At 33.7% G+C, this 13,630-nt stretch carries 15 protein-coding genes; all 15 read right to left on the bottom strand.

Annotated features, from left to right (window positions below):
• Positions 1-146: 146 nt before the first annotated feature.
• On the bottom strand, positions 147-1,001 hold the full coding sequence (locus ACX9TM_RS11610; RefSeq protein ID WP_001119646.1) for a MurR/RpiR family transcriptional regulator: 855 nt from the start codon (positions 999-1,001) through the stop codon (positions 147-149).
• Between the two features lie 204 nt (positions 1,002-1,205).
• A complete protein-coding gene (gene casR / locus ACX9TM_RS11605; protein WP_000694623.1) occupies positions 1,206-1,847 on the bottom strand; it encodes a two-component system response regulator CasR in 642 nt (213 codons plus the stop codon).
• A gap of 14 nt (positions 1,848-1,861) precedes the next feature.
• Positions 1,862-2,980: a two-component system sensor histidine kinase CasK gene (gene casK, locus ACX9TM_RS11600; protein ID WP_001008464.1), complete on the bottom strand. Its 1,119-nt coding sequence runs from the start codon at positions 2,978-2,980 to the stop codon at positions 1,862-1,864.
• Between the two features lie 158 nt (positions 2,981-3,138).
• The gene (locus ACX9TM_RS11595; RefSeq protein WP_000055427.1) at positions 3,139-4,032 is read right to left on the bottom strand and encodes a mechanosensitive ion channel family protein; all 894 of its coding nucleotides are present in this window, start codon (positions 4,030-4,032) and stop codon (positions 3,139-3,141) included.
• 300 nt (positions 4,033-4,332) lie between these two features.
• Positions 4,333-4,770, bottom strand: a complete 438-nt coding sequence (locus ACX9TM_RS11590) for an Hsp20/alpha crystallin family protein (protein WP_001245055.1) — start codon at positions 4,768-4,770, stop codon at positions 4,333-4,335.
• A 336-nt stretch (positions 4,771-5,106) separates the two neighbouring features.
• Entirely contained in the window at positions 5,107-5,655 is a 549-nt protein-coding gene (locus tag ACX9TM_RS11585; protein ID WP_000816763.1) for a cysteine hydrolase family protein, read from the bottom strand.
• Between the two features lie 114 nt (positions 5,656-5,769).
• The gene (locus ACX9TM_RS11580; RefSeq protein WP_011110070.1) at positions 5,770-5,964 is read right to left on the bottom strand and encodes a hypothetical protein; all 195 of its coding nucleotides are present in this window, start codon (positions 5,962-5,964) and stop codon (positions 5,770-5,772) included.
• A 125-nt stretch (positions 5,965-6,089) separates the two neighbouring features.
• Positions 6,090-6,578 (bottom strand): putative periplasmic lipoprotein, encoded by a 489-nt coding sequence (locus tag ACX9TM_RS11575; RefSeq protein WP_000713496.1) that lies wholly within the window; start codon positions 6,576-6,578, stop codon positions 6,090-6,092.
• A gap of 258 nt (positions 6,579-6,836) precedes the next feature.
• Positions 6,837-7,484 carry a nitroreductase family protein gene (locus ACX9TM_RS11570; RefSeq protein ID WP_001105288.1) on the bottom strand — a complete coding sequence of 216 codons (648 nt, stop codon included), beginning with the start codon at positions 7,482-7,484 and terminating at the stop codon, positions 6,837-6,839.
• 98 nt (positions 7,485-7,582) lie between these two features.
• A complete protein-coding gene (gene dat, locus ACX9TM_RS11565) occupies positions 7,583-8,458 on the bottom strand; it encodes a D-amino-acid transaminase (protein ID WP_000648386.1) in 876 nt (291 codons plus the stop codon).
• A gap of 126 nt (positions 8,459-8,584) precedes the next feature.
• Positions 8,585-9,547 carry an ABC transporter substrate-binding protein gene (locus ACX9TM_RS11560; RefSeq protein WP_000581989.1) on the bottom strand — a complete coding sequence of 321 codons (963 nt, stop codon included), beginning with the start codon at positions 9,545-9,547 and terminating at the stop codon, positions 8,585-8,587.
• Between the two features lie 238 nt (positions 9,548-9,785).
• Positions 9,786-10,772, bottom strand: coding sequence for an N-acetylmuramoyl-L-alanine amidase (locus ACX9TM_RS11555; protein ID WP_000779891.1), 987 nt, complete (start codon positions 10,770-10,772; stop codon positions 9,786-9,788).
• 102 nt (positions 10,773-10,874) lie between these two features.
• Positions 10,875-11,204 (bottom strand): hypothetical protein, encoded by a 330-nt coding sequence (locus ACX9TM_RS11550; RefSeq protein ID WP_000200456.1) that lies wholly within the window; start codon positions 11,202-11,204, stop codon positions 10,875-10,877.
• A 51-nt stretch (positions 11,205-11,255) separates the two neighbouring features.
• A complete protein-coding gene (locus tag ACX9TM_RS11545) occupies positions 11,256-11,615 on the bottom strand; it encodes a GNAT family N-acetyltransferase (protein ID WP_000627520.1) in 360 nt (119 codons plus the stop codon).
• Positions 11,616-11,708: 93 nt separating this feature from the next.
• Positions 11,709-13,610, bottom strand: a complete 1,902-nt coding sequence (asnB, locus tag ACX9TM_RS11540; protein ID WP_000333816.1) for an asparagine synthase (glutamine-hydrolyzing) — start codon at positions 13,608-13,610, stop codon at positions 11,709-11,711.
• Positions 13,611-13,630: the final 20 nt, after the last annotated feature.

The following is a 13,630-nucleotide window of genomic DNA, read 5'->3' as shown; positions in this document are numbered from 1 at the left end:
ATAGTAAATTATAGTATAGAAAGCACTACATATAAATTCCATTGGATAAATTATCCCTAAAATAAGAAACAAACTATTTTTAGCATTTGAACTCTCCAAAAATAGTTTGTCTACAGTCTGAAAGCTCTTCATTTGAAGAGCTTTTTTTATATTCGCTTCATCGAAATCGTTTCACGTATACTTTGTAAATTTTTTAGAGTTTCCTCTTGTCGCTGCAACGACAACCCTACATACAAAGTATCTAATAAGCTTAACTGTGCTAATCGTGATGAACTTGCTTCTGTGCGGAATTCAGTCTCACGTGTTGATGTATATAACGTTATATCAGCAAGTTGACTTAATGCTGATTTCTTATAGCTCGTAATCGCAATAATTTTGGCTCCTCTTGCTTTCGCTACTTCTAACGCTTCAAGTAATCCTTTATTGCTACCAGAATGAGAAATACCAATAACAACTGAATTTTCTGAGAGTAAACCTGCTCCCATAATTTGAAAATGCGAATCAGTATGAGCGATACAAGAAATACCCGTTCTCATAAACTTATGATACGCATCCATTGCAATAATACCAGAGCCACCATTTCCATAAAACTCAATTCGACTTGCTTCTTGTAAGGCTCGTACAGCCTGCTCAAGTGCCGTTTCATTAAGCAAATGTAAAGTATCTTGCAGTCCTGTAATATGCGAATGAAAAACTTTTTTAGCAACAGTTACCATACTATCTTCTGCTGATACCTCTTCATGAATATTTTGCATCGGTGTATGTACAATTTCACGAGCTAATGTAATCTTTAAATCTTGAAAACCTTGCAAACCAAGGTTTTTACATAAGCGGAATATCGTAGCTTCGGAACTATTCGTAACTTCAGCTAATTCTGTAATAGATTTATGTACAACATCTTGTGGATGTTTCAAAATATGTTCGGCAATACTTCGCAATTTCGGTGATAAACCATTTAACGAAGCCTGAATCTTTCCAATCCCACTTCTTGTACCAGGCATAGCATATCCTCCCCTTCCATCGTAGCTTTATCCTGTAAAAACCGATTAGTTAAACTAATCATCAGTGGGGATGGTCCCCCACTGATTAGAGTTTCACTTTATTGTACCTAATTATCGAAAGAAGAAAAACCTATATTAGGGATTACTATAAATTTTAATTGCTCCTATGTATTCTGTCATACGATATAACAGAATTATTCATGCTTATGAATAATTCTCTCCATGTTTCACTGCGTATAATGCGGCTTGCGTACGATCATCCACTTCCAATTTAGCTAAAACGTTTGAAACGTGTGTTTTCACAGTTTGTTCTGTAATATGAAGTTCTGCTGCAATCTCCTTGTTGCTTCTTCCTTTCGCAATTTCGCGAAGTACCTCTTGCTCTCTTTTCGTTAACATTGAAAAAGGATTTTCTACTTCCTTCTTTACTGCAGAACGCCCCATTAATGCAGGTGTTACTTTCGGGTGAAAATTCGCATTTCCTTGATGTACTGCAATAATAGAAGCGACAAGTTGCTCAGGTTGTACTTCTTTTAATTGATAACCATCTGCTCCAGCTTCAAGTGCTGGTATAACATAATCTTGCTCTGAAAAACTACTTAATATAAGTACCTTTATTGTCTCATCATATTGCTTTAGACGTTTTGTTGCCTCAATTCCATCCATTTTCGGCATCGATACATCCATTAGTACGACATCTGGTCTTTCTTTTTGCATGAAATGTAATGCCTCTTCGCCATTTTCCGCTTCCCCAATAATTTCAAATTCTTCTCTCGTTTTCAAAAAGAATACAAGTCCTCTTCGAACGATATGATGGTCCTCAACTAGTAGCAGTTTAATCTTCAACCTTATTCTCCCCTTCAAATCGGCAATTGAATTTCTATTTTTGTACCCTTTTTCAACTCTGTTATAATTTGAAACGACCCCTTCATTAACTGAATACGTTCCTTCATACTTTTCAGGCCAAGTGCTGATTCCCTTACTTGTTCTTGTATAAATCCTATTCCATTGTCTTCTATGTAAAAATGTAACTGGTTATTTTCTATTTTCAAAAGAATATGTACCTTTTCACACGAAGCATGCTTTTTACAATTATGTAGCGCCTCTTGGCTAATACGCCATAAAACTTCTTCTATTTCATCCCCAATTGAAACCATCCCATCAATTCGAACTTCCACTTGAACTCCTAATAACTTCCCGTAATTTTGAATTGCTTCTGCTAATCCTTTCTCCAATCCTTCAGGTCTTAATTGCCAAATTAATAGCCTCATCTCTTGTAATGCTTCTTGTGATAATTCCCCAATATAACTTAACATCTCTTGCAATTCTCTATCTTGCGTCATATTCAGAGTACCTTTCGCTGTTAGCATAATAGAAAATAACAATTGTTTTACTGAATCATGTAAATCACGTGCAAGTCGATTTCTTTCCGCTACCACTACATATTTACGTTCTTTCTCAACTAATTGAATACGTTGTATTGTCGTTCCAATTTGAAATGCAATTGATTCTAATAACGCTAACTCTTCCTCAGAAAAATGAGTCTTATGAGGTGCAGCCACATTTAGTAGACCAAATTTTTCTGATCCAGACCTAAGCGGAATTGTCGCATGATGTGTAACATCTTCTGTCTCTCCCCAATTACATTCAATTGCATCTTCTATTCGCTTACATTCAATAATATTAGTCGCTTTTTCCAATCTCCCATTCACAAAACGTTCTACACACCAACAGTTTCCTTCACACATCGGCTTCTTCTTTTGCCACGTAAGAGCCTCTGGTAAATTTTCGTCTACAAGCATGCTGTGCTTTCCACTTTCATCAATAAAGAATATCCACCCTGTTTGTAAATTCATTACTTGTAACAATGTATGCAACACTTTTTCTAACATATCCTGTAAGTTTGTTGCTTCATTTAATAATTCAGCAATTTCTTTTAATGCTTCTAAACGACGCATCTCTTTTTCTTCAAAGTTCATTCTCATCACCAACTACAATTATAACATTAAGAAATTTCTAAATTCTATAAATAAAAAAAGAACCGAATTCCTTCAGCCCTTTCTTTATATCAATCATTTTATTATTGTTATTCTATCCAATGTTGGAAGCAGAATTTTTGTTAACAAACGATTCTACTTTAGCTGTCCGATAAAGATTGTCCACCATGGATATGCTGTAAACCTTCAGTAGTAACAACCATATTCGCTGCTGGCATTTGCACTTGATTCTTATGGAACATAGACATTAATTCAAATCTTACTTGTCTAGAAGTTTCAAAATAATCTTCTGGCTTTATTAAACCTGTAATACAAAATTCATAGCCAACATATTTCAAGTTAGGATTTAAGTCTGTAACACCGACGTATTTAAATGGTTCAACAGCCTCATCCTCTACTCTATAAAGAGTTTGATTCAATTCTTCATTGCATATAACACATACTTCTTCTAACAATTCCTTCACTCTTGTTGGATCTTCCTGATAACTTACCGTGATGCGTTCAATTACACGCATCCATCCTTTATTAAAATTTTGTATCGTTCTAATCTCTCCGTGCGGGATGGTAAGTAGTTTTCCTGACCATTCACGAATTTGCATAAAACGAATACTAATCTCTTCAATAGTTCCTGAATTTGTTCCGTTAAAAGTTACAAAATCACCAACCCGAAACTCTTTGTCCGCTAATCTTGCAAAGCCTAATATAACATCTTTTAGCATCTGTTGTGCAGCAAAACCGATGACAACTCCAGCTATCCCTGCACCTGCAATAATACTTTTTATATCTACAAATTGGCTAATTAAATATATGATAAGACTGATGATAATGATATATCTAAAAATAGATCGAATTACACTTTGAATCGTCTGCTCTACCTCTTCATCAAAAAAGCTTGATTTCCTAAAAAACCAATCAATAATACGGTTTATTACAAAAGAAATAATGATTAAAACTAAAGCAAATAGTAAAAATCTTAAAAGTAAAAACTCTCTTACATAATTAAAAAATTCTTCAGTATACGTTAATAAGCTCATTTAACCACTTCCTTACTAATTAAAAAATTCATAATCGCCTAAGTTTGTTCCAGAAAAATCTATTATCCTAATCTAAAATGCCACTATCCTTACTATGTATTTTGACTCTATTACTAATTCACCTTAAACAGTATGTCTAGGTGTTCTTTTTCCTTTCCCTTTAAATATACCCTTTTTAATAACCTAAGGGGGAGCGAATCGTGAAAATTTTTTATACGTTAAAACTTTATTCATCTCATTACGATTTCAACTCATTTATTCATTAACTACGTAAAAAAAGAGCTGAATTTATCAGCTCTTTTATTCAATATTAATTGTTGTCTTACTACTTTTTTCTTCTTTCAATTTTGGCAATTCAATTGTCAGTACGCCATCTTTATAATTTGCTTTAACATTTTCTTCCTCAACTTGTTTAAAATTAAAGCGTCGAGTTACAGAACCTATAGAACGTTCTTTACGAATATATGTGCCATTCTCATTTTTTTCGTCTACTTCATTATGATTCGTTGCTTGGATCGTTAATATATCTTGTTCAAAATCAACTTGAATGTTTTCTTTTTGAAAACCTGGTAAATCTGCTTTCACAGTATATTTACCAGATTGCTCATGAACATCTACTTTAAAAGTATCCATGTTCAGTGGCTTAAAGAAAGCATCTGTCATCCCTTCTAATAAAGAAGGCCCAAAATCAAAAATGCCATTTTGACGTTTTGTTATCTCTGGAAATAAATTACGCATATTTTTTCCTCCTTATTATTTATGAATGAAAGATTATCTCTTTCTGCCTTTATTATAACATTTGGTCAAAAAAGGTCAAAGTTTTTGTTTGACCTTTTTTGATGTATATTTTACCAAATAAAACAAATAAGTTATATGTCATCTCTCCCCTTATAAAGAGGAATATATTTACATAATAACGAATAGTTTATTTGCTCTTATTTTTTCTTACGGAGGTTACATACAATGGGATATATTGAAGAACTTAGAAAAGTTGTCGGATCAAGACCACTCTGCTGTAGCTGTTTTCAATGAACATGGACAAATAAAAGAGACCTTTTTTAAAGGCCTCTTTTTTCACTTCACTTCTGCATGTAAGCATGACTTAAAATGTCCAAGTGCATATTCATGCCCTTGTGCATTAAAAGATGCAACCGCCTTTTCATAAACAACAATTTTAAACCCTTTATTATAAGCATCTACTGCTGTATGAAGAACACAAATATCAGTACAAACACCTACAAGATGAACTTCTTCTATTCCTCTTTCTCTTAGCTTCATCTCTAAATCCGTTCCAGCAAACGCACTGTATCGCGTTTTGTCCATATAATATACATTCTCTGCATTTTTATATGTTTCGTACACATCTTGTAATTCACCAAACAAATCTCTTCCACTTGTACCAGCTATATTATGAGGTGGGAATAACTTTGATTCTGGATGATATACATCATTTTCTTCATGTTTATCAATAGCAAAGACAACGTAATCTCCATTTTCAATATATTGCTTCGTTATATGTACAATTTCCTTCTCAATTTCCTGTCCTGGTTTCCCGCAAGTTAAAGCACCCTTTTCCGCTACAAAATCATATGTATAATCAATATTAATAAGAGCTCGTTTCATAACCACTATCTCTCCTTCTTCTGTTTCACAGTAAACAATAGAAAATTTGTTATTACGACATCGTATGTACTATTCGACATTTCAAATGAAATACCTACATTTTTCTTCTGAAACTTACCTTAGTCCGAGTTTATCATATAATAGATAAACAATGGTAAAACAAATAGCTCCTATTAACAAGTCATGAATTTGATAATTGAGCGTTATTTGCATAAACTCTTGTATCGTAAACCAAATTATTGCCATCATTAGGCTAATCAAAATGATACGAATACACCGATTCACGTATTCAACCTCTTTCTCTGTCATAGTAGTAACAAGTGATTACTTCCTATTTAATCGTATTAGAAAATGAAATAAGTTATTCACTCTTGCCCACTTTAGTCCAAACAAAAAAGCACACTACTTTTTGAGTAATGTACTTTTTATTCTTATTAAGACGCAGGTTTTGTCTCAAATGTTGCTTGATTAAAACTAATAACCTTTCCTTTCGGGTCATTGTTTTCATACTGAACTGCAGTAATTGTATGACTACCTGTTTCCAGCGTTTTTTCTTTTAACTGCACTGTTGTCTGCGTTGTACTAGTTACTTGATGTTTATCTGTATACATTTGATCTACAAATACGAATGTTTCTTTATCACTTTGAAAATTAGAAAGTTCTAATTCAACTTGCTGAATTAATGTATCCTTTTTGATGAATACAGTCGGTATATTGCCGTTTTCAGAAGTACCATCTGGAGTAATAACTTTTACTTTCCCTTCTCCAATTGACATTGCTCCTTCAGGAAATACAACCATATTCTCATCACTTGCGTTTACAACTTGTTCTTCCTGTTTTGATTGCGCGTCCTCTTTTTCCTGTGGAGCACCGCAACCAACTAATAACAATACAGACAATCCAGTGATTATGAATTTTTTCAAAATTCATCCCCCCTGTAACTTCATTATAATTTATTATACAAAAATAACTTTTAAATTTTGAGCCTACTTTCAACACTTTCATGAACAAATAGAATCTTGCTCACGATTAATGTATCATACTTTCCTTAATAGAACATTAATTTTTTTTATGAAATAAATAGTAATTTCCTCTTATCTATCATTTTAGCCCAACATATGAATTACATACCCTCAAAAATAAAAAGACATTTTTAATTCAATGTCTTTTCTATACAGCAATTAAAAAACAAACGTTGTAATCTCATCTACTTCTTTTCTTGGAAGTTTCTTCGGTTTATCTTTCGGAAATCCGAGTGAAATAACCATATTTATTTGTTTTTCAGGCTCAACTTGTAAATATTGGCGCAGTTCATCTTGAGCTAGCAATACTGGCCCTGTCATTGGACAAGTACCAAGTCCCTTTGCATGTGCAGCTAACATTAAGTTTTGTGCCGCTAAACAGCTACTCTTAATGCCTTCTTCCTCCCAAACTGAATTTGGAACAAAAGCAATTGGATCAAATATCTTTTCACGGAACTTTGATTCATATGGTGTTGCCAAACATACGATTAATACTGGTGCCTCCGAGAAAGCTGTTGCATATGGTCCGAAAGAACGTGTAAGTAATTTCCCTGCTTTCTCTTCTCCATTTTCTGCTGCTTTTGCCGCAAGTTTATGTAATGCATCCCACGTCATTTGTTCAATTTCTTTAATCTTCTCTCGATTCATGATAACTAAGAATTCCCACGTTTGTGAATTCGTATCACTTGGTGCGTAACGAGCACAATCAATTATTTCTTTTATATCATTAGTAGATACTTCTTGATCTGTAAACTTTCTAACACTTCGTCTTCCGTGAATTACTTCTTTAAAATCTTCATAATTCATATATTAAATCCCCTTTTTACAGCGTTTTCAAAACTTGTCCTATGCTTGAATTATATCATGAAAAAAAGCCGGAAGAATACCAGCTTTTTTCTTCATGATTAATTTGTCACTTTAAACAAACGAATACTCTCTTCGTATGCAGCTTGTAGTTTTTTCGTAATTGGTCCTCTTTCACCAGCCCCGAACTGTTCATCACCAATTTGAACGACTGGGAATATTTCAAGTGGCGTCGCTGTAAAGAAGCACTCCTCAGCGTCATATACTTCTTGTAATGAAAACTCTCGTTCCTCTACATCGATATGTAACTCTTTCGCTAATGTAATTACATAGTGACGTGTAATACCATGTAAAATGAAATGATCCGCTGGATGTGTAATCAACTTATTATTCTTCACGATAAAGAAATTGGAATGACACCCTTCAGTCACAATACCATCTCGTACTAATATTGCTTCTTGATACCCTTGTTCATTTATTTTGTTTTTGATCATGATATTAGGAAGCAAATTTAAAGATTTTATATGGCAAAACTTCCACCTGATGTCCTCTTCTACTGTCACCTTAATCCCTGCCTCCATTGAAGCAACTGGTCTTGGGAACGAAACAAGATTTGCAAAATATGTCGGTTGTAAATCTGATTCATATACATGATTGCGCTGTTGTGCACCTCTTGATATTTGTAAATATACATTCCCATCTTCTTGAAATTGATTTTTTTCAATCATTTGATATAACTCTTCTACTAATTCTTCCTTCGTAAATGGTGGAATTAGTTTTATTTCTGCCATAGAGTTAAAGAATCGTTCCAAATGTAAATCTAATAAATGAGGCTTGCCATCGTATAGTCTAAATACTTCATAAATCCCATCACCAAATTGGAAGCCTCTCTCTTCTAATGCTACCATCGGCTGTTCTTCTTTCGTATTAATCATTCTCCCATTAAACAAGATCCAATCTTTATGAGTAGCTTTCATTCTTCCCCACTCCTTTATCACATGATTGATTTTATTGTACAACTTATGACACCCTTAAAGAAGGAATTTTCTGTATTTTCACAAACTAAAAATACATCACTTCGTAAAAGTGATGTATTTTATCATTTATTTAAGGAAATATTTTTCAATATCATCTAACATAAGGTTCGCAGCTTTAATACCGCCTGCTGTATTCCAGATTACCTCATCCACTTGGAATACTTTATTATTTTTAGAAGCCTGTAGTTGCTTAAAGAGTGGATCTTCTGTCCATTCCTTCGCTAACGAATTTCCTTCATTATTCTTATCTGCATCTTTATCAGAAGTGAAATAGAATAAGTAGTCTCCGTCCATATTTGGAATCTGCTCTTTTGTAATTCCTTTTATCGCAAAATCATCTTTATCTTGTAATGGTGGTCGTTTAAATCCAATATCATTTAAAACAACGCCCGAGAATGAGTTTTTTTGATAAATACGAACATCACCTGGCACGAAACGAATAATAGAAACTTTAGAATTCAATTTATCGCCTAACTTCTCTTTCATTCCTTCAATGCGTTTTTTATAATCATCAAGAGCTTTTTGCCCTTCTTTTTCTTTATTTACAGCTTTTGTATAAAGTGTAAAGTTTTCTTTCCAATCACCGCGTAATGTTTCTGCATAAACAGTTGGTGCGATTTCTTTTAGCTGATCATATATTTTTTCATGACGCATTTTATTTCCGATAATTAAATCTGGCTTAAGCTTCATTACAGCCTCTAAATTAATATCACGTTCAGTTCCTACAACTTCCGTGTTTTTTAACTCTTTCGCTAAATGAGGATACCATTCATCACCAGCACGTGGTTTCGTAGTCCCCACTGGCGTTACGCCCACAGCTAGGAGAGCCTCTGCGCCTTCATTTGTTAAAACAACAACTTTTTTAGGTGTACCATTTACTGTCGTTTCACCCATTGCATGCTTTACCGTATATGAATCTTTTGCTTTCGCTGATATATTATTTTCTTTTTTCTCTTCTTTACTACATCCTGCAATTACAACCATGAGTATCATAATGCAGAACATAATTAGTTTTTTAGTATGTATCATATGTCCTCCCTAGATGAAATCGATTATCATTAACATTTAAAGATTAATGTATCTTACATACATTGTCAATGTATATCAGAAAACTTTTTTAATATATACTATTTAGATTCTATCCGCTTTGCTAATGTTTCTTTTTAAAACATAGTGCATAAGTATGAAAAAAATGTTGTTATTAAAATGCGTATCCTTGTTATACATAACAAGGATACGCATCCATATTGCACTATCATTTCAATTCCTAATATTGAGTATACTTAATATACGCTGGGTCATTATATACCCACTGATTTCCACCAAGGTTTAACCAACCATTTTCATTTATATATACTAAATAAGATTCTGGAGAATTTAATTGGCGGATAACTGCAGATGTAGTTGATGGACCACTTCTTAAATTTACATTCATCCCTTGTATATATGCAACCCCAATCGGGCTTCCATCACTATTGCTTGTCTTTACAAAATTAATGTAAGAAGAATCATTATACACCCATTGTCCATTCCCCAAATCTAGCCATCCGTTACTTTCTTGATATACAACGTAAGATTCTGGAGAATTTAATTGACGAATAACTGAGGAAGAAGTTGATGGACCATTTCTTAAATTTACATTTTTCCCAAGAACATAAGCGATTCCCTTCGTTTGAGGTACCGGTTGTGGGTTAGGAGGTTGTGGATTTGGAGCTACTCCAAAAATAGCTGCTATTCCATTTGCATACGCTTGACTTAGATCTTCAATAAATTGTGGATTTTTTAATAAATTTGCATCAAAAGCTGTATCAATAAAAGCAGTCTCAGTTAAAATTGCATCCATTGCGGTTTCTCTTAATACCGCATAATTTTCTTTTTTTGCTCCTCGATCACGAAGACCATATTTTGTTAATACAGGATTGACAGCTGTATGCATTTTTTGTTGCTTTGCATATGCAGTGCTGCTATTGGATAACGCATTATAAATATAACTTTCAAAACCTGTACCCCCGCCGCTATTAATATGAAATGAAATAAAATAATCCGCACTGAAAGCATTAGCAATATTAGCACGTTCAGATAAAGAAATAAACACATCACTATCACGTGTCATTTTAATTGTAATTGGGTAATTTACCGTTAAAATGTCTCGAACGCGTCTAGCAATTTGAAGTGTTAAGTTTTTTTCTACTAAACCATTACCAACAGCACCAGAATCATATCCACCGTGCCCTGCGTCTATAACAAGTTTCATTTTATTGCCCCGCCCCTTTCTTGTAATATGTTTGCATTTCTACTCGTCCTATTTTATGTGAAATGTACAAATTCTGTTACAATTGCAAATAAAAAAACCGCCTTATGTAAGGCGGTTTCTATCATCTTGCTTTAACCAATTTAAAATAAATATATACGATTGATAGTGAACATAACGTATGCAAAATAAAATAAATAAAAGTACTATTCCAACACCACTATAAAGTAAACCGAACTTTAAAAAAACATTTACAAGTGGTGGAAAGTTTATTAGATTTTGTAATGTACTAAGCATACAAAACATAATGAAAAAGACAGGGACGTATTGTAATTCATACGGCTTTTTTTTCTTAATCATTCTTTTCCGAATGATTATATGACATAATTCTGCTACTATAAAGCACCCTCCAATTAATACAAGACCAGAAGTCATCGTCATACATCCACCTGCCTTATATTTATTGTATCGCATAAATAATCATCGTTATATTTTCTTTACGTACTCTTCATCTTCTGAAGTAAAACCAAAACTCTCTATGAAAGACTTCGCCTTTTCTGTTAATTTCTCTTTTAACACTTTTATTTCTTTCACATTTCTTTGTTTCATCATTTCTTCAAATGTAAAATACGTATTTGTACCATAACCGTAACCTTGGTAATCAAAATGAATAATTAGCTGTGATAAAACAGCCCGTTCCTCTTGTACACTATAATCTATTACACCAATATATGTATCATCAACTTTCACACAGTACTGTACCTTTTTCTCACCTAAACTATGCGATTTAAACATTTCTTTAACAACGCTTTCATTTTCTACAGTAACTTTCTCAAACGTAATCATATGTTGTCCATCCTTTTACTATTATTGTATCAATAATACTTCCTATTTATGAAAAAAACCTTAAGACCGTATGCGATCTTAAGGTTTTTCTAATTAAACTAAGCTATACGCACGTTTTGTTTCTTCATGGAACTTATTCGTATCGTATTTATGCTCAACATAAATTTGGTGCCATACCATAAACGCAAGTACAGTCCAAATTTTACGGCTATAATCGCCTTTATCTGCACAATGTGCTTCCAGTAAGTTTAATACATACTGTTTGTCGATTAAATGCTCTGTCTTACTTTCGTTTATAATATTTATAGCCCAATCATGCATTTCGTCTTTTAACCAGTGACGAATTGGTACTGGGAATCCAAGTTTTTTACGATCTAATACGTGATCTGGAACGATTCCGCGTGCTGCTTCACGTAAAATGGCTTTCGTAGTTCCGTTAGCAATCTTAAATTCAGTTGGAATTTTAGATGCAACATCGAATACTTCTTTATCTAAGAACGGTACACGAAGTTCTAATGAGTTTGCCATTGTCATTTTATCAGCTTTTAATAAAATGTCACCGCGTAACCATGTGAACATGTCAATGTACTGCATTTTACTTACATCATCATAATCTTTAATCTCGTTATACAATGGTTTCGTGATATCCATATAGTTAACACTTTCATTGTAATACTTCATTAATTCAGCTTTTTCTTCTTCACGGAAGATTTTAGCATTTCCATAGTAACGCTCTTCAATTGGTGTACATCCACGCTCTAGGAAGCTCTTACCTTTAAATCCTTCTTTAAGAGCACCACTTAATGCTTTTAGAACGCTCTTACCTGGACTAGGGATGTAAGAGAACATTTTTAGTGAGTTTGGCTCACGGTAAATGTTATAACCACCAAATAGCTCGTCTGCGCCTTCACCAGAAAGAACAACTGTTACATGTTTACGTGCTTCTTTCGCAACGAAGTACAATGGTACAGCTGCTGGATCAGCTAAAGGATCATCCATATGCCAAATGATTTTTGGGAACTCATCCATAAATTCTTTCGCTGAAATGAATACGTTATGGTTTTTAACGCCTAATTTCTCAGCAGTTTCTTTCGCAACATCAACTTCACTGAAACCACGTTGCTCAAAACCAACAGAGAATGTTAAAAGATTTGGATTCATTTCTCTTGCGATAGAAGCGATGATAGATGAATCGATACCACCAGATAAGAATGAACCTACTGGTACATCACTACGCATATGCACTTTTACTGAATCATATAACACATCACGAATTGCTTGGATATGCTCCTCTTTCGTTGCACTTGAAGCGTTGAAATAAGGTTTCCAGTAGCGATGGATTTCCATCTCTTTACCGATTTCTTTTACGAAATAATGACCAGGCTCGATTTTATTAACATCAATTGTTAAAGTTTCTGGCTCTGGACCATATTGGTACGTAAAGTAATGTTGTAGTGACGTTGGATTAACGCCTTTATCTTCCATCACATGCATAATACTTTTCTTCTCAGATGCGAAGAATGTAGTATCACCTTGTTGTGCGATGTATAAAGGTTTAATACCGAAGTGATCACGTGCACCGAAAAGTTTCTTTTCTTCACGATCCCAAATCATAAATGCAAACATACCACGAAGGTAATCTACACATTTTTCTTTCATATGTGCATACAATGCAATGATAACTTCTGTATCAGATTGCGTTGCAAACGTTGCACCTTTTTCAAGTAACATTTCACGTAATTCTACATAGTTGTAAATTTCACCATTAAAAATAATTACATATCGATCATTTTCATAAGTTAGCGGCTGATGTCCTGCCTCTAAGTCAATGATGCTTAAACGGCGGAAGCCAAATTGTACATGTTCATCACGAAAATATCCTTCGTCATCTGGACCACGGTGGAAAATCATCGTGTTCATATTTTCAAATTGATGTTTTTCTGTTTCTGAAAACTCTCTAGGGTTTTCACATAAACATCCTACAAAACCACACATACTTCTTACCCTCTTTCAGT

It is taken from the genome of Bacillus sp. LH1, assembly GCF_057924895.1.
This window is presented reverse-complemented; position numbering and strand designations above follow the sequence as displayed.

Coding starts and splice junctions, on each gene's coding strand:
- ACX9TM_RS11610 (WP_001119646.1), bottom strand. CDS start 1,001: ATGCCTGGTACAAGAAGTGGGATTGGAAAGATTCAGGCTTCGTTAAAT.
- casK (WP_001008464.1), bottom strand. CDS start 2,980: ATGAACTTTGAAGAAAAAGAGATGCGTCGTTTAGAAGCATTAAAAGAA.
- ACX9TM_RS11595 (WP_000055427.1), bottom strand. CDS start 4,032: ATGAGCTTATTAACGTATACTGAAGAATTTTTTAATTATGTAAGAGAG.
- ACX9TM_RS11590 (WP_001245055.1), bottom strand. CDS start 4,770: ATGCGTAATTTATTTCCAGAGATAACAAAACGTCAAAATGGCATTTTT.
- ACX9TM_RS11585 (WP_000816763.1), bottom strand. CDS start 5,655: ATGAAACGAGCTCTTATTAATATTGATTATACATATGATTTTGTAGCG.
- ACX9TM_RS11580 (WP_011110070.1), bottom strand. CDS start 5,964: ATGACAGAGAAAGAGGTTGAATACGTGAATCGGTGTATTCGTATCATT.
- ACX9TM_RS11570 (WP_001105288.1), bottom strand. CDS start 7,484: ATGAATTATGAAGATTTTAAAGAAGTAATTCACGGAAGACGAAGTGTT.
- dat (WP_000648386.1), bottom strand. CDS start 8,458: ATGAAAGCTACTCATAAAGATTGGATCTTGTTTAATGGGAGAATGATT.
- ACX9TM_RS11560 (WP_000581989.1), bottom strand. CDS start 9,547: ATGATACATACTAAAAAACTAATTATGTTCTGCATTATGATACTCATG.
- ACX9TM_RS11555 (WP_000779891.1), bottom strand. CDS start 10,772: ATGAAACTTGTTATAGACGCAGGGCACGGTGGATATGATTCTGGTGCT.
- ACX9TM_RS11550 (WP_000200456.1), bottom strand. CDS start 11,204: ATGACTTCTGGTCTTGTATTAATTGGAGGGTGCTTTATAGTAGCAGAA.
- ACX9TM_RS11545 (WP_000627520.1), bottom strand. CDS start 11,615: ATGATTACGTTTGAGAAAGTTACTGTAGAAAATGAAAGCGTTGTTAAA.
- asnB (WP_000333816.1), bottom strand. CDS start 13,610: ATGTGTGGTTTTGTAGGATGTTTATGTGAAAACCCTAGAGAGTTTTCA.